The organism is Caloramator fervidus, assembly GCF_900108045.1.
In the GTDB taxonomy this organism is placed as follows: Bacteria; Bacillota; Clostridia; order Clostridiales; family Caloramatoraceae; genus Caloramator; species Caloramator fervidus.
The window spans coordinates 79,428-97,899 of record NZ_FNUK01000001.1 but is presented as its reverse complement, the minus strand read 5'-3'; the positions used below and the strand labels follow the sequence as shown (position 1 = coordinate 97,899).

Genomic DNA, 18,472 nt, shown 5'->3' with positions numbered 1-18,472 from the left:
TTATACTCATGATTTTTTAAAGTTAAGGATTCAACATTGCTTTCATAAATTTTAAAGTTGTTTCTACCATGACTTTTTATATATAACGCATTGCATCATCTGCCATTTTTACAGCTTCCTCTAAAGAATTTTCAACAAAGGCTATCCCAAGGCTTCCTGATATTATATCAATGTTTACATCAAAAACCTTAAAAGGTTTACTTAGCTCTTTTAAAATCCGTTTTGCTAAGCTTTCAATTTGTCTTTTTTGCCTTTTTTCTCTTAAAAGGATTATAAACTCATCTCCACCTATGTGAATTATAAGCTCTTCCTTTAAAATCTTTAAAAGCTTTTTTGAAACTTTTAAAAGAAGCTCATTTCCCACATTAAAGCCATAGTTGTTATTTACAACCCTAAAGTTGTCAAGGTTTAATACCATCACAGCAAAAAATTCCTTAAAATTTTTAACATAATCATTAAAATAATTAATGTTTGGAAGGCCCGTAATATAGTTTAAAAATTTATTTTCATCCACTCTGTGGCACCTCCACAACCGCAAGTTTAAAAAAAAAAAAAAAGTTAAATTTAATTTTCAATTTAAAATTATAATAACTTTTCACCAAATTTCAACATATTTTTAATGAAAAATTTTGTATTTTTTACTTGATATGCCTAATGCAAAAAATAAAAAAGCGAACGCTTCTGCGTCCGCTTTGGTGGAGCGGGGTGGATTCGAACCACCGAAGGCGTCTGCCAACAGATTTACAGTCTGCCCCCTTTGGCCACTTGGGTACCGCTCCATGTGGAGCCGGCTATAGGACTCGAACCTACAACCTACTGATTACAAGTCAGTTGCTCTACCAATTGAGCTAAGCCGGCACGCTTGGTGGGCACCACAGGGCTCGAACCTGTGACCCTCTGCTTGTAAGGCAGATGCTCTCCCAGCTGAGCTAGGCGCCCACATTTTTTATTTTGTTTTTTCCGTCGCTCACCAGCGACATTATTAAGTATACATAAGAACCTTATTTTTTTCAAAGCCTGTTATAACTTGTATAACTAAATTATCTTAATAATTCTAACTAAATCTTGTTTTTTCTTTTTATATCTTCTTAATTCATCTTATTAAAAATAATTTATTCTTCATAAAATATATGATATATTCTACTAAGAGGTGATACTATGCAAAGAATACTTGGAAGACTTAGAAAATGCATTCAGGAATTTAACATGATTAAAGATAAAGATAAAATAGCTGTAGGATTATCTGGAGGAAAAGACAGCACCCTTCTTTTATATGCACTAGCTTTATATAAAAGGTTTAGTCCTCAAAAATTTGAACTTGGCGCTATAACAATAGATATGGGATTTTACGACACAGACCTTACCCCTTTGATTGAGTTTACTAAAAATATAGAAATTCCTTATAAAATAGTTAAAACAGATATTGCCAAAATAGTTTTTGATATTAAAAAAGAAAAAAATCCCTGCTCTTTATGCGCAAAGCTAAGAAGGGGTGCGCTTTATAATACTGCAAAGGAGCTTGGATATAACAAAGTAGCCCTTGCTCATCACCTAGATGACCTAGTTGAAACTTTTCTTCTTTCTTTGTTTTTTGAAGGTAGAATACACACCTTCTCCCCTGTAACTTATTTTGAAGATAAAGATATGTATGTAATAAGACCCTTTATATATACCTATGAAAAGGAAATAAGAAGCGCCATAAAGAAAAACAATATACCTGTAATTGAAAATCCATGCCCTGCAAACAAAAAAACTCAAAGACAAAAGATGAAGGATTTAATAAAACAGCTTCAAAGGGAAATTCCAGATGTTAAGGATAATTTGTTTAGAGCAATTTATAATGAAAAATTAAAGTAGGGTTATAACCCTACTTAAAATTAATATTTACATTGTAATAATCATCAAATATGTACCCTACATCTTCTTGAATATTGTTATATTCATCATATACGGCTGTATTAACTTTTTTGGTCTTAAAACTAAATATAGCTACAAGCGTCATAAATGTAACTAAAATTACAATTACCATATTTAAATTCTTCCTCAAAATATCACCCCTTAATTTTTTTCTTTTATATTCTTCCTTAAAATAAAAAAAATTATTCAAAGGTTATAAATAAAGTCCCCCTTCTGTATATATGAATTAAGGGGGGTGATTTATTGAAATCTGAGACAATAGGAAAAATTGTAAACTACAAAGATCCTAATGCAAAAAAAATTTTAGCAGAATATATTTCTAGTTTTTTAAGGGAAAATACATTAGTAGTATGTATAGGAACTGATAAATGTATAGGGGATAGTTTAGGTCCACTGGTTGGAACATTTTTAAAAGAAAGTTCTTTTCCTTTACCTGTAATTGGGAACCTACAATCCCCTGCCCATGCTATAAACTTAGAGAAAATAATAAACAATATAAAAAACCAATATCCAAATCACTTTATAATAGCAATCGATGCATGTTTAGGATTTGAAGAAAATATAGGAGATATACAAGTAAAGCTAGGTCCTGTTCACCCTGGAAAGGGAGTTGGAAAAACTCTCCCGTCAATTGGAGATATATCAATTGTTGGAGTTGTAGACTCAATAGATATAAATGAAGGATATTGGCTTAATAATATAAGACTAAGTTTTGTATGGGATATGGCAAGGATAATTTCAGAAAGTTTAATACTTGCTGCAAAACAAAAAGGCATGTAAATCATGCCTTTTTAAATGTTTTTTTATTCTTTTCCTTGTTTAAATAATCCAGATAATCAAGAGATATTCCTGTTCCCTTTGCAACACAAGATATAGGGTCTTCAGCAATTCTTACTGGAACTTTTGTCCTTTCTTCAATATACTTATCAAGCCCCCAAAGCAAAGAGCCTCCCCCTGTCATTAATATCCCATTATCGCTTATATCTGCAGCAAGCTCAGGAGGAGTGTTTTCAAGAACACGATGGGCTGCAGTTGCTATTGCGTCAACAGGTTCCATAAGGGCTTCCCTAATTTCCTCTGACGTTACAAGAATATTTTTAGGAAGACCGCTTATAAGGTCCCTTCCTTTTATCTCCATAGAAAGATCTTCATCCCTTTTATAGGCACATCCTATGTTTATTTTTAAATCCTCAGCAGTTCTTTCGCCTATCATAAGCTTATACTTTTTCTTTAAATACGCCATTATAGCTTCGTCAAACTTATCCCCAGCAACCTTTATAGAGGATCTTACAACTATACCGCTTAAAGATATTACCGCAATATCAGTAGTTCCTCCTCCAATGTCTATAACCATACAACCATTGGGCTTTGATATATCAACTCCTGCACCTAAAGCAGCTGCTATAGGCTCTTCAATTAAATAAACTTCCCTTGCTCCTGCACTATAGGCCGCATCCTTTACAGCTCTTTTTTCAACTTCTGTTGCCTCACAAGGAATACAAACTACAACCCTTGGCCTTATAAGCCTTTTATTCCCATAGGCCTTTTTTATAAAATGTTTCAACATTTTTTCTGTGGTGTCATAATCAGATATAACTCCATCTCTAAGGGGTCTTACTGCTACGATGTTCCCTGGAGTTCTTCCTATCATTTGTCTTGCTTCTTCCCCAACAGCTAATATTTTGTTTGTATTTTTGTCAATGGCTACAACTGAAGGCTCCCTTAAAACTACACCTTTTCCTTTTACATAAACCAATACGCTAGCTGTTCCTAAATCTATCCCTATATCAGTTCCTTTAAACCAAAACATACTTTCACTCCCTACCTTAATTATTGCAATTTAATATATTCGATAAAAATCTACAAAATCCTTCTTGGTAGGGAAAATTTCTACACATTTGCTGATTTATATTTCATTTTGGTAGCTTTTCCACCCCTTATATGTCTTTCAGCCTTATTTATCTCTAAAACCTGCTTAGCTTCCTTAGCAATTTGAGGATTTATCTTAGGAAGTCTTTCGGTTATATCTTTATGGACTGTACTTTTACTAACTCCAAAGGCCTTTGCTGCCTTCCTTATAGTAGACCTTGTTTCTATTATATATCTTGCAACTTCCAAAACCCTTTCTTCTATATAATCCCTCATCTATTAACCTCCCTTTTACAACTTAGTTAAATATATGTCCCATAAAACCTATTTATTTCTAAAAAAAGAGGGCTTGCAAAAGCAATGGCATTCTGCAAAGCCCTTTTTGATTACTTTATAAAATCTAGCGGATTAACTGTTACATATTCTTTTCCTTCCTTTTTAAGAACAGCAAAATGTAGGTGGCTTCCTTCTATGCTGCTTGATTCTCTTATTGAAGTGTCTCCAACAAATCCTATTACATCACCTTTTTTAACCTTATCTCCCTTTTTAACCTTTACATCTTGTGCCAAGTTTCCATAAACTGATTGAATACCATTGCCATGGTCTATTATTACAGTAATTCCATATCCTGTTTTAAGATTTAGCCCTTCAATTATCCTATCATCAGTAATAACATCAACAACTTTACCATCAGCTGCAGCCTTTACTTCTGTTCCTACATCTGCTGCTATGTCTATTCCTTCATGTGTTTCCCATTGTTGTAGTGTTGCTGAATACTGAAGATTTTCCTTGTCAAATGTTTTTGTAACTTCACCATCAACAGGCATAATCATTTTAAAAGCTGCTGTAGAATTGCTGGACTTTGAAGTTGATTTGTCTTGCTTTGCCTGCTCTTTATCTGTTTGCTTACCTTTGTCATTATTTTGAAGGTTGGATTTTGGAAGTTGTGAAACTGGAGTTTCTAAGTTATCTTCCTCAACCAATGTAGGTTCATTGTTAGGTTGAGTAATTCTCTCTTGAGGAGCTTTAGCTAAATCCTTTCCGATTTGAGAATTATTTCTTGAAACATAAACTGCTGCAACTGCAACTAAACACAAACAGACAAAGAGCACAACATAAAATGCCTCTCTTTGAAAAATTCTTTTTAAGTTATCTTTAAATCCCATAACCACACCTCCTGTAAAATAGTTTTGTCCAAATAATCCCATTTTATACATTCAAAAAATAAAAAAATTAGGGCCAAAGCCCTAATTTTTTAAAACTTCATCTATATTTTTTATTTCAACTCCTTTAAAATAATGTTTTATTATCTGATTATAAGTATAGCCTCTTTTACCCATTTCATTAGCTCCCCATTGGCTCATGCCAACACCATGACCATAACCTTTTACAGTAAAAGTAACATTCTTAGAATCTATTTTTATACTAAAAGCTGCACTTTTAAGCCCCATAGCCCATCTTATATCTATCCCTGTAAATTCTTGATCTCCTATTTTTATTTTGTTTACTCTTCCTCCTTCAGTCCAATCTAAAATCTTTATTTGGTTTGCAAGCTTTTTTTCATCTATTTTTATGCTAGGGCTTAATTGTTTTATCCTCCTTACAAACTCTTGTTTAGTCATAACAACCGTTGTTATATAATTTGGTGCCTCTTCTTCATAAGGACTCTCTACACTAACAAGATATGGCTCTTGATATCCAAATACATATCTGCTATCCTCCGTTTTCCCTCCGCTTGTTGAGTGATACTTTACATGCTTTGCTATCTGTCCGTTATAGGTAATTACTAAACCCTTTGTAGAATTTACAGCCTCCATTATTTTATTCCAATTTGAAAGGGCTACTTCAGGGGCCCATAATTTTAATCTTTCTTCTTTAGACAACCACGCTTGACAGTGAACGTCGCTGCAAACATCTGCCCCTTTACATTTTGAACATCCACTTCCTCCCTGCGATATCATATTAGCCAAAACAAAAGTTCTTGCAGCTATGGCCTGAGCCTTTAAAGCTTCTATATGAAAGGATACGGGCATTTCAGCTGAAACAACCCCTGCAACATAATCCTCAAGATTTAGTTCAATTATTTTCCCTTTTTTCACATCATAAACTTTTACTTTTATATCAGAATCTACTTTTTTTACATCCTCCGGCTGATTTAAAAAACTAGGAATCCTATTTATTATAACAGGAAGTTTAAGGCCCTCCCCTACTCCTCCTAAAACAACAACAGGTATAAAAATTATTAAAAAAAATATTAAAAAAATATAATATCCTATGTGTTTCAATTTTCTCCCCCCAAAGCAAACCTAATATATTTTATTTTGGTTAATTAAATTTTATTCAAAAAAATAAACTGCCCTAAGGCAGTTAAATCCTTTCTATTTCAGCTCCTAATTTTTTTAATTTTCCAACCATATCAACATAACCTCTATCTATATGATAAACATCCGAAACTTCAGTAACTCCTTCGGCCGAAAGCCCTGCAAGAACAAGAGCAGCCCCAGCTCTAAGATCTGTTGCCTTAACCTGAGCTCCTGTAAGCTTTTCCACTCCTTCAACTATTGCGCTTCTTCCATCTATTTTTATGTTTGCTCCCATTCTTTTTAACTCGTTTACATGCATAAACCTGTTTTCAAAAACAGTTTCTGTAATTATAGAAACTCCATGAGCTATACTTAAAAGGGCCATAAACTGTGCCTGCATATCCGTTGGAAAACCTGGATAAGGCATAGTTTTTATATCAACCGCATTTATTATTTGACTACCTTTAACCTTTACTTTGTTTTGCTCCTCCTTTACATATATTCCTGCCTCTTGAAGCTTTGCTATTATTGACCTTATATGCTCTGTAATGACGTTTTCTACCGTAACCTCCCCTCCAGTTATTGCTGCTGCTATCATGTAGGTTCCTGCTTCAATCCTATCTGGTATCACCTGATGATTTGTCCCTTTAAGCTCCTTTACCCCTTCTATTTTAATAATATCTGTTCCAGCACCTATTATCCTTGCTCCTAATTTATTTAAAAAGTTTGCAAGATCAACTATCTCCGGCTCCTCTGCCGCATTTTCTATTATAGTTTCTCCTTCTGCTAAAACTGCAGCCATCATTATGTTTTCGGTTGCACCAACTGATGGAAAATCAAGATAAATCTTCGTCCCTTTAAGTTTTTTACACCTTGCCTCAACATATCCATGGCCTAAATTTATATCAGCTCCAAGTTGACTAAGTCCTTTTAAATGCAAATCTATAGGCCTTGAACCTATGTTACAACCTCCCGGCATTGAAATTTTAACTATCCCAAACCTTGCAAGAATAGGCCCCATAACCAAAAAAGATGCCCTCATCCTTCTTACAAGTTCATAGGAAGGTTCAAAGGACTTCAAATCTTCTGCTTTAATATACAAATTCCCTTTATTTTTATCTATAAAAATATTAACTCCTAATGAATCCAAAACGCTTAAAATAACATTTACATCCTCTAAAAAAGGGATATCCTCAAGAATACATTCGTATCCTGTCAGCAGCGATGCTGCAATAATAGGTAAAACTGAATTTTTTGCAGCGCTAATTCTAACTTTTCCACTAAGCTTCCTACCACCTTTTATAATTATTCTGCTCATAATACTCCTCCATTCATTAATACTCAACTGTAATTATAGGATTACCTATAAGAACATATGTACAGCCATCGCTGCCATCCCTTATTGCTATGTTTATATTAAAATTCCTTCCATTTATAGTAAGACTATCTTTAAAATATCTAGAATATCCAATCAAACTTACATATCTTTCATCTTCAATTAAATTTATTTTTTTACCATAAAAAACCTTTAAAATTTTAAAAGCAAGCTCTTTTTTTTCTTGTTTTGATAATTTTCTATTAATCTTTCCTTGTATTAATGTATAAGCAAAGTAATTTCCCAAGGTCTTATCTAATACATCCTTTATATTATCTATAATATTCACATCCTTTAAATGCTGTGAAAAAATATTTAAAACCACTGCATCTTGTTTGTAATAAATCTTTAAATCTGCTTTGTCCTTTATAATATTTTTAATATCCTCCATATTTATTTTTGACTTTAAACTTATATTGTATTCTAAATTAGTTCCTATATATTCTATTTTATTCTCATTAAAAAATCTAATAAGATTAGACATTGCATCAGTATTCTTTGGAAAGTATAAAAAATAAATTGAAATAAAAAATAAAAATAACGCAAAAAATTTTTTCATAATATCACCCCTTATCCTTTAAGTATTACCTTTTAAAACTTGTTTATTCAAAAGAAATAAAAAAAGTGGAGGTTAATCCTCCACTTTTTGGGCAAAAGAAACAAATATTTTACAGTTGTTTTTTTGAAATTCTAATATCCCCTCTGAAACTTTTACTTTTAAAGTTTCATCCTCTGTGTTTATTTTCATTATGCAGGGTTTTATTCCCACAACCGTTTGTATGTGCCTTGGAAGTATTTGAAGACTTCCTGATAATGTGTTTAAAGATATGGAATTTACATTACCTTCAAAAAACTTTTCATAAGGTGTATAAATTTCTAACTTAAAAGCCACCATATCACCTCTTATAATTTCTTTGCCTTTTCTACAGCCTCATCGATAGTTCCAACCATATAAAAGGCAAGTTCTGGAAGGTCATCATGAAGACCATCTAATATTTCCTTAAATCCCCTTACTGTTTCCTTTATTGGAACATATTTACCCTTCATTCCTGTAAATTGTTCCGCAACATGAAGAGGTTGAGATAAAAACTTTTGTATCTTTCTTGCCCTTGAAACAATCAGCTTATCCTCTTCAGAAAGTTCGTCAATTCCAAGGATTGCAATAATATCCTGAAGTTCTTTATATCTTTGAAGTATTCCTTTTACCCTTTGAGCAACTTCATAATGTTCTTCTCCTACAATCCTTGGATCAAGAATTCTAGATGAAGATTCCAGTGGATCAACAGCAGGATAAATACCAAGTTCAGCAATAGATCTTGATAAAACTGTCATTGCATCAAGGTGAGTAAATGTAGTTGCTGGAGCAGGGTCAGTTAAATCGTCTGCAGGAACATAAACTGCTTGAACTGAAGTTATTGAGCCATGTTTTGTTGATGTTATTCTTTCCTGCAAAGCTCCCATTTCATTTGCAAGGGTTGGCTGATATCCCACTGCTGATGGAATTCTTCCAAGAAGCGCTGAAACTTCAGAACCTGCTTGAGAAAATCTAAATATATTGTCTATAAACAAAAGAACGTCATTTCCTTTATCTCTAAAATACTCCGCCATAGTAAGCCCAGTTAATGCAACCCTCATTCTTGCTCCTGGAGGCTCGTTCATCTGTCCAAATACAAGAACAGTTTTATCAAGAACTTTAGATTCAGCCATTTCATAGTAAAGATCGTTTCCTTCCCTTGTTCTTTCTCCAACTCCAACAAATACTGAAAGCCCTCCATGTTCCTTTGCAATATTATTTATAAGCTCTTGAATAAGAACTGTTTTTCCAACTCCTGCTCCTCCAAATAAACCTATCTTCCCACCTTTTTGATATGGACACATAAGGTCTATTACTTTGATACCTGTTTCGAATATTTCAGGTTCCACCGCCTGTTCTTCAAATTTTGGAGCAGGCCTGTGAATTGGATAAAATTCCTTTGCTAAAACTTCTCCTTTGTTATCTATCGGCTGTCCTAAAACATTAAATAATCTTCCTAAAGTTTCTTCTCCTACAGGGACTTTAATAGGTCCTCCTGTATCTATTGCCTCCATCCCTCTTACAAGTCCATCGGTTGAATCCATTGCTACAGTTCTTACAACTTCATCCCCAAGATGTTGCATAACCTCAGCAACTAATATTTTATCCCCTTTTGGAATATGAATGGCGTTATAAATATCAGGAAGTTTCCCAGGTTGAAATCTTATATCTATAACTGGTCCAATTATTTGAACTATTCTCCCTTTATTCATATTTTCACCTTCCGTTAATTTGAATTTAATGCTTCTGCACCGCTTACTATTTCAGTTACCTCTTGAGTTATTATGCTTTGTCTTATTCTGTTAAACTTTATTTGTAGCTTATCTAAAAGCTCTTGTGAATTTCTAGTTGCACTATCCATTGCACTCATTCTAATAGCAAACTCAGAGGCAAGAGAGTTAGATATAGAGTTATATAATAAAACTTCTAAATATATTTTTAAACAAAACTCAAAAACGTTTATTTTACTAGGTTCAAGCAAAATATCAGATTTTGTTTTATTTTTTTTACAAGGAAGTAATTTTAAACATTCAACTTCCTGCTTTACTGAACTTATAAATTTTGTATAAATTAAATAAACATTTTTTACTCTTTGACTTAAATAGTATTCATTTATAACATTCACTATATTCTTTGCATCTTCATAACTTGGAAACTTTGAAGATGGAAGGTTTAAAACTATTTCATATCCTCTTTTTTTAAAAAAATTATATCCTTTATCTCCTATTACAATCAAATAGTCATCCTTTTTTATCTTTTCTTTTGCAAAGTTTATAATATTTGAATTATAACTTCCACAAAGCCCTGTATTTGAAGTAATTATTATATATAAATCCCTGTCCGAATTATTTTCTTTAAAATATACAGAATCAAAAACCTCTTCTAAATAAAGCTTTTCTAAAGTGTTAGAAACCTCTTTAAAATATTCATTAGTATATTCTTGTATCTCCCTTAACCTTTTAAACCTTGCTGTAGCAACAAGTCCCATAGCCTTTGTAATTTTTTGGGTGTTTTTTATGGATTTTATCCTCCTTTTTATTTCTAAAAGTTCCCCTTTAGACATTTAAATCACTCCTCATATTTGAAAGAAGCCAAAAAATCGCTTATAACTTTATCTAATCTACTTTTTACCTCTTCATCAATTTCCTTTTTATCTATTATCATCTTTCTTAGTTCAGCCTCATGGGTTCTTACATATTCTAATAATTCCTTTTCAAATCTTTTTATGTGTTCAACAGGAATATTATTTAAATAGTCATTTACAGCAGCATATAATATTATTATTTGATCCTCAACAGGCATAGGACTGTATTGATCCTGTTTTAAAACCTCCATAAGTCTTTTTCCCTTTTCAATCTTTCGTCTTGTTTCCTTATCAAGATCTGAACTAAATTGTGCAAAGGCTGCAAGCTCTCTATACTGTGCAAGTTCCAATCTAAGCATTCCTGCAACCTGCTTCATAGCTTTAATTTGAGCAGAACCTCCAACTCTTGATACTGAAATACCAGGGTTTATTGCAGGCCTTACCCCTGATGCAAAAAGATCTGCTTCTAAGAAAATTTGCCCATCTGTTATAGAAATAACATTAGTTGGAATGTATGCCGTAACATCACCTGCAAGAGTTTCTATTATAGGAAGAGCTGTCATAGAACCTCCACCAAGCTCATCTGAAAGCTTTGCCGCTCTTTCTAAAAGCTTTGAATGGATATAAAATATATCTCCTGGATAAGCTTCTCTTCCTGGAGGCCTTCTTAAAAGCAAAGACATTGTTCTATAAGCTACTGCATGTTTTGATAAATCATCATAAACTATCAAAACATGTTTGCCATTTTCCATAAATTCTTCTCCCATTGCACATCCAGCATAAGGTGCTAGATATTGAAGCGGAGCTGGATCTGATGCAGTAGCTGATACTACAATCGTATAGTCCATAGCTCCAAACTTTTCAAGGGTATTTACGATTTGTGCAACAGTTGACTGCTTTTGTCCTATGGCAACATATATACAAATCATGTCTTTTCCTTTTTGGTTGATTATAGCATCTATTGCTATTGCTGTCTTTCCTGTTTGTCTATCACCTATTATAAGCTCTCTTTGTCCTTTTCCTATTGGAACCATTGAATCTATTGCCTTTATACCTGTTTGCATAGGTTCTTTAACAGATTTTCTTTCAATAACCCCTGGAGCAACCCTCTCTACCGGTCTTGTCTTTTTAGCATTTATAGGACCTTTACCGTCTATTGGCTGTCCTAAAGGATTTACAACTCTTCCTATAAGTTCTTCTCCTACAGGAACTTCAACTACCCTTTTTGTTCTTACAACTATATCTCCTTCTTTTATACCTTGATCTGGTCCAAATAAAACTGCACCAACGTTATTTTCCTCAAGGTTTAAAGCCATTCCATATATGTTATTTGGAAACTCCAAAAGCTCTCCAGCCATAACATTATAAAGTCCGTATATTCTTGCTATTCCGTCTCCTACTTGAACTACTGTTCCTGTGTCTGCAAGATGGATTTCATTTTTATACTTAGAAAGTTGAGCTTTTATTATTGAACTTATTTCATCTACCTTAACCATGTTATCACCTCTCAGTTAAAGAAGCTTTTTTCATCATATCAAGCTTTGTCTTTAAAGTTCCGTCTAAAACCTCATCCTTTACCCTTACCCAAACTCCCCCTATTATTTCTTTATCTATAACCTCATCAAGTTCTATTTCGCTACCATATCTTTTGGAAAGTTTTTCTATTAAAAGTCTTCTTTCTTCATCTGTAAGTTCAACAGCTGTTTTAACAAGGGCAATCTTTATCCCTTTATGTTCAAGGGCAAGCTTTCTATAATCCTTATAAACATGCCTAAAATCTTCTATCCTGTCATGTTTAACAAGTAAATTTAAAAGCTTTATAATTTCCTCATTTATTCTTCCCCTAAAAACATTGCTTATAAGACTAGTTTTGTTCTGAAAGGGTATTTCAGGATGTTTCAAAAATTCCAAAAGGTCGTAAGAAGTTTTAAAAACTTCTAAAACGCCCTTTAAATCTTCAAGATACTCATCAAGCTTATCTTCCTTTAATGCAACTTCATATAAAGCATAGGCATATTTTAAAGAAGCTATATCCCTCATATTAACTACCTACCTTATCTATAAATTCCATTATTAATTTATGATGAGTTTTTTCATCCAGCTCTTTTTCTAATATTTTTGAAGCTGCCAAGAAAGACAAATCAACAATTTGCCTTTTAATCTCATCCCTTGCCCTTTCTATTTCAAGCTTTGCATCCTTTCTTGCCCTTTCTTTTATAAGTTCAGCTTCCTTTTTAGCTTCGGCTAAAATACTTTCATAAAGCTCATTTGCCCTTCTTTTATAATCCTCCATAAGTTTTTTGCCTTCTTTTTCAATTTCCTTTAATTTTTCTTCATATTCTTTTAAAAGTTCCCTTGATTTTTCTAAATTTAGATTAGCCTCGTTTATTTTATTTTCTATAGAAATCCTTCTATTTTCCATAAAATTGGTAAATCTATCAAAGAAATACTTTTTAAGGACAGCATATAAAATGAGCGTATTTAAAATAGTAAAAAATACTGTCCAAAACTCTATATTCACAATATCACTCCTTTTTTAAAGGCTTGCAAATGCAAGCCTTTAAATTATTTTGCAAATACAAATAGAAGTATTATTGCCACTAAAAGACCGTAAATTGCTGTAGCTTCTGAAAAAGCACAACCAATTATAAGAGTTGATATTATATCGTTTTTAGCTTCTGGTTGCCTTGAAACTGCTTCAACAGCTTTTCCTGTAGCAATACCTGTTCCAATTCCTGCACCAATTCCTGTTAACGCTGCAATTCCAGCGCCGATTGCAATAAGAGCCATTGACATTGACATACAAATTCCTCCTTTTAATGTTCTGATGTTGTTTTAATAAATATCATTGTAAGCATGATAAATATAAGCATTTGTATTAAACCATCAAATATAGAAAAATATATATGGAAAGGAATAGGTAAACCTATTTGTAAGATAGGAATGGATATATTTAAAATTTTTGTTACGTAACCTAAGGCTTTATATAAAAGTTCAACTATAATAACTGCAGCTAAAACATTTCCAAAAAGTCTTAAACTTAAAGATATTGGAACTACTAGTCTTTCAATTATGTTTAAAGGAAGCATAAAACTAAACGGCTTTGCAAAGGCTTTAAAGTAATGTTTTAGCCCATTTTCTTTTATTGCATTAGCTTGAATTAAAACAAAGGACATAATAGCTAAACCTAATGCTACAGAATAATCGGAAGTTGGTGGCCTAAATCCAAATAAATCAAATAAATTCATAAAAGTAAGAAATATAGCTAACGTTCCAATAAAAGGAGCAAACTTAATATACTTTTTACCCATGTTTTCTAAAACTAAATTATTTATAGTCTCAACAACAATCTCCCCAAAAGATTGTAAATTATTGGGGACAGTTCTCAACTTTTTAAACAATACCAAAACAAAGCTTATTATAAAAAGCATTATAATCCATTGGAGGACTATTACCTCATGTATTGGAATTTTTATTCCAAACAGTACAATCTCAAACAATGGTTTTGCATTTTCCATTTCCATCACCCTTTTTTATGCTGTCTATTATGATTGAAACGTAAATAACAGTTATTCCAATAAAAATGCCTATTACATTTGCATTAAATTCTTTAATGTAAATAAATAGTAAAAATGCAATGATAAAATATTTTAAAAAAAAGAAAACATAATATAACTTTATAATTTTTTTACTAAATAATAAATTAATTATAAAAATCTGATTAAAAAAATTAAACAAACCTAAAAAATACCCAAATAAGAAATCCTTTGCAAAGCTTTTTTTAATAAAGTAAATTAGTATAAATAAAAATAAAGCTATAAAAACAGAAAACTTAATTTTTTGTTTTATCAATCACACCACCACTTTAAAAAAATTTAATACCGATATCATAACGATATCGGTATTACATAAACTTATTTTAGCACTTTAATTTTATAATACAAACTTAAAAAAACAATATAATATACAATTTATAATGTTGAACTATAATTTAAGAAAACAAAAGTCATATTTCTTTTATTTCATTAAAAAATCTTTAATTTACACTAAAAGCTTTTATATTCCTCTGGACGTTTTTTAAATATACCAAAGTGATAAAGTATAGAATTTGCAATTCTTTCAGAAGCCTTGCCATCCCCATACGGGTTTATGGCATTGGACATCTTTTTATATTCATCTTTATCGGTTAACAAAGTTTTAATATTCTGATATACATTTTCTGTCTCTGTTCCAATTATTTTTGATGTTCCAGCTTTTACTGCCTCTGGTCTTTCTGTAACATCCCTTAAAACCAAAACTGGTTTTCCAAGATGCGGAGCTTCCTCTTGAAGTCCACCTGAGTCTGTAACCACCATATAGCATCTATCCATTAAATTATGGGTTTCCTTTGTATCTAATGGTGGCAGAAGATGAACCCTTTCAACATCTGAAAGAACTCTATAGGCAACTTCTCTAACAGCTGGATTTAAATGAACAAGATAAACTATTTCAACATCCTCAAATTCTAAAGCAATTCTTTTTAAAGCTTGACAAATATTTTCAAGGGGCTGCCCCCAATTTTCCCTCCTGTGAGCTGTAACCATTATAACTTTTTTATTTTTAAAATCTATAAAATTAAGCTCCTCTGTATAAAAATTATAGTTTTTATCTATTGTAGTTTTCATAGCATCTATTACAGTATTTCCTGTAACAAATATATCTTCTTCTCTTATACCTTCCCTTAGAAGATTTTCTTTTGCTGTTTTTGTAGGAGCAAAATGTAAATCTGCAAGAGCTCCTGTTAATTTTCTATTCATCTCCTCAGGAAATGGAAAATATTTATTAAAAGACCTTAATCCTGCTTCAACATGGCCTATTTTTATTTGATTGTAAAAAGCAGCAAGACTTCCTGCAAAAGTCGTTGTTGTATCCCCATGAACAAGAACTATATCCGGCTGCGCTTTTTTAAATATATTTTCTAAACCTTCCAAAACTCTAGTTGTAATACCTGTTAAAGATTGCCTTTCCTTCATTATATTTAAATCATAATCTGGATTTATTTTAAATAAATCTAAAACCTGATCAAGCATTTCCCTATGCTGAGCAGTAACACAAACTATTGATTCAAATTCTTCTCTTTTTTCAAACTCCTTAACAAGAGGCGCCATTTTTATCGCTTCAGGCCTTGTTCCAAATATCGTCATAACTTTAATCTTTTTCAAATAAATCACCTCATTCCTTACTTAATAATCCAAATTCAATTGCAAAAGCTAAACTTACTGAAAAAATAATTATAAAAACAGATAAAGATTTCCTCGGTGTCAAAATCATAACAAGAACAGATGCTATTCCAAATATAAAGCTTATAAAATACATAACAAGAACAGCTTGTTTTTGACTTAACCCCATATCAAGAAGCTTATGGTGAATATGCCCCTTATCAGCTTCGCTTATAGGCCTTTTATTTATCTTTCTTCTTATAATAGCAAATAATGTATCATATATAGGAAGTGCAAGAATCAATATAGGAACAATTATAACAAAAGCAACAGATTTAATTGCTCCTTGTATAGATATTGCAGAAAGCAAAAAACCCAAAAGCTGAGCACCGCAATCCCCAAGAAATATAGAAGCAGGATTAAAATTATACGGTAAAAAACCAAGGCTTGATCCAGCAAGTATTAACGTTAAAAAAATAGCCGTATATCTTTTGCTAATTATTGATATAAAAAACAAAAACATAGAAGATATAAAACAAATCCCAGCAGCAAGGCCATCAAGCCCATCTATTAAATTCATTGCATTTGTTACCCCAACAACCCAAATAATAGTAAGTAATATCCCAAACTTTCCTATGAATAAAGATTCATTTAAATCAAAAGGAATAGTTATATATTTTATACTAACATCAAAGGCTATCAAAATTAATGCTGCTATAATTTGAAATAATATTTTCTGTTTTGGTGTTAAACTATATAAATCATCTAAAAATCCACCTAAAAATATTATAAAGGCGCCAACTGATATACCTATGATTTGTTTTTGAAACAAAGAAAATATAAATATACAAGCAATAAAAGAAATTAATATAGCCAATCCACCAATCCTTGGAATAGGCTCTTTATGAATCCTTCTCTCATCCTTTGGAATGTCTATTGCATTTATTTTAAAAGCAAACTTCCTTACAAAGGGAGTTAGTATAAATGAAAAAATAAAAGATAGTAAAAATACTAAAAAATATATAATCATAATTTCACTTCCCCTACGTTTTTACACAAATTATATTTTACCAAATAAATTAAAAATAGGCTATCCCATCTAGATAGCCTATTTAATATTTACAATTTCTATACCAGATTCCTTTATCATATCAAGAGAAAATTCATCTGGATATTCTCCTTTATATACTATTCTTTTTATTCCCGAAGCTATTATAAGTTTTGCACAAATTATGCATGGTTGATGAGTTATATAGATTGTTGCCCCCTCTATTGATATTCCATATTTTGCTACTTGAACTATTGCATTTTGCTCTGCATGAAGAGCTCTGCAAAGCTCATGCCTTTGTCCTGAAGGGATATTTAGCTTTTGCCTTAAACACCCTACTTCATCACAATGCTTCATCTTTGGTGGAACGCCATTATAACCTGTTGTAAGTATCCTATTATCTTTAACTATTATAGCGCCAACCTGCCTTCTTAAGCAGGTCGAACGCTTTTTTACTGTTTCTGCAATTTCCATGAAATATTCATCCCATGAAGGCCTCATTGTAACACCTACTTTGTTCCAAAAATTCTATCTCCAGCATCTCCAAGGCCTGGAACTATATATCCATGTTCATTTAACCTTTCATCAACTGCAGCAACAAATATTTCAACATCAGGATGGCTACTTTGAACTGCTTCTATTCCCTCTGGAGCTGCTATAAGACACATAAGTTTTATATTTTTCGCTCCCTTTTCCTTTAAAAGATGTATTGCATCGCAGGCAGAACCTCCTGTTGCAAGCATAGGATCAACTAAAATTATTTCCCTTTCTGAAATATCTGAAGGAAGTTTGCAATAATATTCAACAGGTTTTAAAGTTTCAGGATCTCTATAAAGCCCAATATGTCCAACTTTAGCTGCAGGTATAAGCTTTAAGATTCCATCAACCATTCCAAGCCCTGCTCTTAAAATAGGAACTATAGCAACCTTCTTTCCTGTAAGCATTTTTGCTTTTGTTTTACATATAGGAGTTTCAATTTCAACCTCTTCTAATTGAAAACTTCTTGTAATTTCATAGGTCATAAGCATTGCAATTTCCTCTAAAAGCTCTCTAAAATCCTTTGAACCTGTGTTTTTATCTCTCATTATAGAAAGTTTATGTAAAATTAACGGGTGGTCTATAACTACAACTTTTTTCATAAGTATCCCCCTTATTTCATATATCTATTTTCTATTTCCATTATCTTGTCTATTCTTCTTTGATGCCTTCCTCCTTGGAATTTGGCGCTTAAAAATTCCTCTATTATATCAATTGCAACGCCAGGACCTGTTATTCTCTCGCCAAGCGTTATTATATTTGCATTGTTATGCTCAACACATGCCCTTGCTGAAAAAGTATCAGTAACATGAGCAGCTCTTATTCCTTTAACTTTATTTGCTGCAATTGACATTCCAATTCCTGTTCCACAAACCAATATTCCTTTATCAAATTCTCCTTTTGCTACTGCCTCTGCAACTAAAAGAGCAAAATCTGTATAATCACAAGATTCTTCACTAAATGTTCCAAAATCCTTTACTTCTATTTTTCTCGCTTCAAGATGTTTCTTTATAATATCTTTTAGTTTAAATCCACCATGATCTGATGCTATTGCTATTTTCATATTA

General features: G+C 32.1%; 24 protein-coding genes and 3 tRNA genes. 2 read left to right on the top strand and 25 right to left on the bottom strand.

All coding sequences use genetic code 11. The annotated features are described in order from the left end of the window. Nucleotides 1-76: 76 nt before the first annotated feature. The 4 genes from C4R78_RS00540 to C4R78_RS00525 form a co-directional block, all read right to left on the bottom strand. Nucleotides 77-514 (bottom strand): diguanylate cyclase domain-containing protein, encoded by a 438-nt coding sequence (locus tag C4R78_RS00540; protein ID WP_159945758.1) that lies wholly within the window; start codon nt 512-514, stop codon nt 77-79. 179 nt (nt 515-693) lie between these two features. Beyond that, nucleotides 694-779, bottom strand: a tRNA-Tyr gene (locus C4R78_RS00535). 3 nt (nt 780-782) lie between these two features. Beyond that, a tRNA-Thr gene (locus C4R78_RS00530) sits at nt 783-858 on the bottom strand. A 5-nt stretch (nt 859-863) separates the two neighbouring features. Next, nucleotides 864-939: transfer RNA gene (locus C4R78_RS00525), tRNA-Val, on the bottom strand. Nucleotides 940-1,158: 219 nt separating this feature from the next. Between C4R78_RS00525 and C4R78_RS00520 the strand changes: the two genes are divergently transcribed. Further along, nucleotides 1,159-1,857 carry a tRNA lysidine(34) synthetase gene (locus C4R78_RS00520; RefSeq protein WP_103895138.1) on the top strand — a complete coding sequence of 233 codons (699 nt, stop codon included), beginning with the start codon at nt 1,159-1,161 and terminating at the stop codon, nt 1,855-1,857. Between the two features lie 10 nt (nt 1,858-1,867). Here C4R78_RS00520 and C4R78_RS00515 read toward each other — a convergent pair whose 3' ends face one another. Then, on the bottom strand, nt 1,868-2,047 hold the full coding sequence (locus C4R78_RS00515) for a hypothetical protein (protein ID WP_146057652.1): 180 nt from the start codon (nt 2,045-2,047) through the stop codon (nt 1,868-1,870). Nucleotides 2,048-2,160: 113 nt separating this feature from the next. Here C4R78_RS00515 and yyaC point away from each other — a divergent pair, with 113 nt between their 5' ends. After that, nucleotides 2,161-2,697, top strand: coding sequence for a spore protease YyaC (yyaC, locus tag C4R78_RS00510; RefSeq protein WP_103895136.1), 537 nt, complete (start codon nt 2,161-2,163; stop codon nt 2,695-2,697). A gap of 1 nt (nt 2,698) precedes the next feature. Here the strand turns inward: yyaC and mreB are convergent, their stop codons facing one another. The 20 genes from mreB to rpiB all read right to left on the bottom strand — a co-directional run bounded on the left by mreB (nt 2,699) and on the right by rpiB (nt 18,468). Next, a complete protein-coding gene (gene mreB / locus C4R78_RS00505; RefSeq protein ID WP_103895135.1) occupies nt 2,699-3,727 on the bottom strand; it encodes a rod shape-determining protein in 1,029 nt (342 codons plus the stop codon). A gap of 80 nt (nt 3,728-3,807) precedes the next feature. Then, a complete protein-coding gene (spoIIID, locus tag C4R78_RS00500; protein WP_103895134.1) occupies nt 3,808-4,062 on the bottom strand; it encodes a sporulation transcriptional regulator SpoIIID in 255 nt (84 codons plus the stop codon). A 110-nt stretch (nt 4,063-4,172) separates the two neighbouring features. Next, complete coding sequence (locus C4R78_RS00495) at nt 4,173-5,003, bottom strand: M23 family metallopeptidase (protein WP_103895133.1); 831 nt, start codon at nt 5,001-5,003, stop codon at nt 4,173-4,175. A 30-nt stretch (nt 5,004-5,033) separates the two neighbouring features. Beyond that, nucleotides 5,034-6,071: a stage II sporulation protein D gene (gene spoIID / locus C4R78_RS00490; RefSeq protein WP_103895132.1), complete on the bottom strand. Its 1,038-nt coding sequence runs from the start codon at nt 6,069-6,071 to the stop codon at nt 5,034-5,036. An 82-nt stretch (nt 6,072-6,153) separates the two neighbouring features. Continuing rightward, the gene (murA, locus tag C4R78_RS00485) at nt 6,154-7,407 is read right to left on the bottom strand and encodes a UDP-N-acetylglucosamine 1-carboxyvinyltransferase (RefSeq protein WP_103895131.1); all 1,254 of its coding nucleotides are present in this window, start codon (nt 7,405-7,407) and stop codon (nt 6,154-6,156) included. A gap of 16 nt (nt 7,408-7,423) precedes the next feature. Beyond that, a complete protein-coding gene (locus C4R78_RS00480) occupies nt 7,424-8,023 on the bottom strand; it encodes a YwmB family TATA-box binding protein (RefSeq protein ID WP_103895130.1) in 600 nt (199 codons plus the stop codon). A 72-nt stretch (nt 8,024-8,095) separates the two neighbouring features. Continuing rightward, nucleotides 8,096-8,356 carry a FoF1 ATP synthase subunit delta/epsilon gene (locus tag C4R78_RS00475; protein ID WP_159945757.1) on the bottom strand — a complete coding sequence of 87 codons (261 nt, stop codon included), beginning with the start codon at nt 8,354-8,356 and terminating at the stop codon, nt 8,096-8,098. Between the two features lie 11 nt (nt 8,357-8,367). Then, a complete protein-coding gene (atpD, locus tag C4R78_RS00470) occupies nt 8,368-9,750 on the bottom strand; it encodes a F0F1 ATP synthase subunit beta (RefSeq protein ID WP_103895128.1) in 1,383 nt (460 codons plus the stop codon). A 14-nt stretch (nt 9,751-9,764) separates the two neighbouring features. Continuing rightward, nucleotides 9,765-10,601, bottom strand: coding sequence for an ATP synthase F1 subunit gamma (gene atpG, locus C4R78_RS00465; RefSeq protein WP_103895127.1), 837 nt, complete (start codon nt 10,599-10,601; stop codon nt 9,765-9,767). A 5-nt stretch (nt 10,602-10,606) separates the two neighbouring features. Further along, nucleotides 10,607-12,118, bottom strand: a complete 1,512-nt coding sequence (atpA, locus tag C4R78_RS00460) for a F0F1 ATP synthase subunit alpha (RefSeq protein WP_103895126.1) — start codon at nt 12,116-12,118, stop codon at nt 10,607-10,609. A 4-nt stretch (nt 12,119-12,122) separates the two neighbouring features. After that, a complete protein-coding gene (locus C4R78_RS00455) occupies nt 12,123-12,662 on the bottom strand; it encodes a F0F1 ATP synthase subunit delta (protein WP_103895125.1) in 540 nt (179 codons plus the stop codon). A 1-nt stretch (nt 12,663) separates the two neighbouring features. Further along, nucleotides 12,664-13,143 carry a F0F1 ATP synthase subunit B gene (locus C4R78_RS00450; RefSeq protein WP_159945756.1) on the bottom strand — a complete coding sequence of 160 codons (480 nt, stop codon included), beginning with the start codon at nt 13,141-13,143 and terminating at the stop codon, nt 12,664-12,666. A 44-nt stretch (nt 13,144-13,187) separates the two neighbouring features. Further along, nucleotides 13,188-13,424: an ATP synthase F0 subunit C gene (gene atpE / locus C4R78_RS00445; RefSeq protein ID WP_103895123.1), complete on the bottom strand. Its 237-nt coding sequence runs from the start codon at nt 13,422-13,424 to the stop codon at nt 13,188-13,190. A 14-nt stretch (nt 13,425-13,438) separates the two neighbouring features. Further along, a complete protein-coding gene (locus C4R78_RS00440; RefSeq protein ID WP_103895122.1) occupies nt 13,439-14,140 on the bottom strand; it encodes a F0F1 ATP synthase subunit A in 702 nt (233 codons plus the stop codon). Further along, nucleotides 14,115-14,474, bottom strand: a complete 360-nt coding sequence (locus tag C4R78_RS00435; protein ID WP_103895121.1) for an ATP synthase subunit I — start codon at nt 14,472-14,474, stop codon at nt 14,115-14,117. Before C4R78_RS00435 ends, C4R78_RS00440 begins: the two co-directional genes overlap by 26 nt. 194 nt (nt 14,475-14,668) lie before the next feature. Further along, on the bottom strand, nt 14,669-15,823 hold the full coding sequence (gene wecB / locus C4R78_RS00430) for a non-hydrolyzing UDP-N-acetylglucosamine 2-epimerase (protein ID WP_146057651.1): 1,155 nt from the start codon (nt 15,821-15,823) through the stop codon (nt 14,669-14,671). A 10-nt stretch (nt 15,824-15,833) separates the two neighbouring features. Next, complete coding sequence (locus C4R78_RS00425; RefSeq protein WP_103895120.1) at nt 15,834-16,850, bottom strand: glycosyltransferase family 4 protein; 1,017 nt, start codon at nt 16,848-16,850, stop codon at nt 15,834-15,836. A gap of 78 nt (nt 16,851-16,928) precedes the next feature. Next, nucleotides 16,929-17,369, bottom strand: coding sequence for a deoxycytidylate deaminase (locus C4R78_RS00420; RefSeq protein WP_103895119.1), 441 nt, complete (start codon nt 17,367-17,369; stop codon nt 16,929-16,931). 8 nt (nt 17,370-17,377) lie between these two features. Then, a complete protein-coding gene (gene upp, locus C4R78_RS00415) occupies nt 17,378-18,007 on the bottom strand; it encodes a uracil phosphoribosyltransferase (RefSeq protein ID WP_103895118.1) in 630 nt (209 codons plus the stop codon). A gap of 11 nt (nt 18,008-18,018) precedes the next feature. Next, the gene (gene rpiB, locus C4R78_RS00410; RefSeq protein ID WP_103895117.1) at nt 18,019-18,468 is read right to left on the bottom strand and encodes a ribose 5-phosphate isomerase B; all 450 of its coding nucleotides are present in this window, start codon (nt 18,466-18,468) and stop codon (nt 18,019-18,021) included. Nucleotides 18,469-18,472 lie beyond the last annotated feature (4 nt).

What these genes read in the sequence shown, in the direction of transcription:
- C4R78_RS00520 (WP_103895138.1), top strand. Translation starts at nt 1,159, where the DNA reads ATGCAAAGAATACTTGGAAGACTTAGAAAATGCATTCAGGAATTTAAC.
- mreB (WP_103895135.1), bottom strand. Translation starts at nt 3,727, where the DNA reads ATGTTTTGGTTTAAAGGAACTGATATAGGGATAGATTTAGGAACAGCT.
- spoIIID (WP_103895134.1), bottom strand. Translation starts at nt 4,062, where the DNA reads ATGAGGGATTATATAGAAGAAAGGGTTTTGGAAGTTGCAAGATATATA.
- C4R78_RS00495 (WP_103895133.1), bottom strand. Translation starts at nt 5,003, where the DNA reads ATGTATAAAATGGGATTATTTGGACAAAACTATTTTACAGGAGGTGTG.
- murA (WP_103895131.1), bottom strand. Translation starts at nt 7,407, where the DNA reads ATGAGCAGAATAATTATAAAAGGTGGTAGGAAGCTTAGTGGAAAAGTT.
- C4R78_RS00480 (WP_103895130.1), bottom strand. Translation starts at nt 8,023, where the DNA reads ATGAAAAAATTTTTTGCGTTATTTTTATTTTTTATTTCAATTTATTTT.
- atpD (WP_103895128.1), bottom strand. Translation starts at nt 9,750, where the DNA reads ATGAATAAAGGGAGAATAGTTCAAATAATTGGACCAGTTATAGATATA.
- atpG (WP_103895127.1), bottom strand. Translation starts at nt 10,601, where the DNA reads ATGTCTAAAGGGGAACTTTTAGAAATAAAAAGGAGGATAAAATCCATA.
- atpA (WP_103895126.1), bottom strand. Translation starts at nt 12,118, where the DNA reads ATGGTTAAGGTAGATGAAATAAGTTCAATAATAAAAGCTCAACTTTCT.
- C4R78_RS00455 (WP_103895125.1), bottom strand. Translation starts at nt 12,662, where the DNA reads ATGAGGGATATAGCTTCTTTAAAATATGCCTATGCTTTATATGAAGTT.
- atpE (WP_103895123.1), bottom strand. Translation starts at nt 13,424, where the DNA reads ATGTCAATGTCAATGGCTCTTATTGCAATCGGCGCTGGAATTGCAGCG.
- C4R78_RS00440 (WP_103895122.1), bottom strand. Translation starts at nt 14,140, where the DNA reads ATGGAAAATGCAAAACCATTGTTTGAGATTGTACTGTTTGGAATAAAA.
- C4R78_RS00425 (WP_103895120.1), bottom strand. Translation starts at nt 16,850, where the DNA reads ATGATTATATATTTTTTAGTATTTTTACTATCTTTTATTTTTTCATTT.
- C4R78_RS00420 (WP_103895119.1), bottom strand. Translation starts at nt 17,369, where the DNA reads ATGAGGCCTTCATGGGATGAATATTTCATGGAAATTGCAGAAACAGTA.
- upp (WP_103895118.1), bottom strand. Translation starts at nt 18,007, where the DNA reads ATGAAAAAAGTTGTAGTTATAGACCACCCGTTAATTTTACATAAACTT.
- rpiB (WP_103895117.1), bottom strand. Translation starts at nt 18,468, where the DNA reads ATGAAAATAGCAATAGCATCAGATCATGGTGGATTTAAACTAAAAGAT.